Here is a 489-nt window from a genome sequence, read left to right as displayed (position 1 = left end):
TGAAGAAGGACAACACCGGCTACAATCTGCACAACCTCTTCATCGGCGGGGAGGGCACGCTCGGCATCATCACGGCGGTGACCGTGCGCCTTTATCCGGCGGTGCTGCAGCGGGCGGTGGCGTGGGCCGGGGTGCCCGATCCCGAGGCGGCGCTGGCTTTGCTGCGGCGGCTCGAGCGCACAAGCGATTCGATCGAAAGTTTCGAGATCATCCCGGGCGATTCGCTGGCGCTGGTCCTCGACCACGTTCCCGGCACACGTGCGCCGTTGACCGGGCAGCATGCGTGGCACGTGCTGATCGAGGCGACAACCGCCAATGCCGCAGCCGAATCGCCCGCCATATTGCTGGAGCGGGAACTGAGTGCCGCGATGGCCGATGGCCTGGTTGCCGATGCGACGATCGCAGCATCGGAAGCGCAAGCGGAAGCGTTCTGGCGCATCCGCGATTCCTTGTCTGCGGCTGAACGGGCCAGCGGACCAGCAGTGCAGC

At 66.3% G+C, this 489-nt stretch carries 1 protein-coding gene; it reads left to right on the top strand.

Translation table 11 applies throughout. The features are described from left to right. Positions 1 to 489, top strand: a 489-nt coding sequence (locus AACY52_RS30430) for an FAD-binding oxidoreductase (protein WP_339561401.1), incomplete at both ends; no start/stop codon positions are given.

It is taken from the genome of Pseudomonas sp. EA_65y_Pfl1_P113, assembly GCF_963970525.1.
Lineage (GTDB): Bacteria > Pseudomonadota > Gammaproteobacteria > Pseudomonadales > Pseudomonadaceae > Aquipseudomonas > Aquipseudomonas tritici.
The sequence above is the reverse complement of the archived record's forward strand: the minus strand, read 5'-3'. Positions and strand labels throughout refer to the sequence as shown.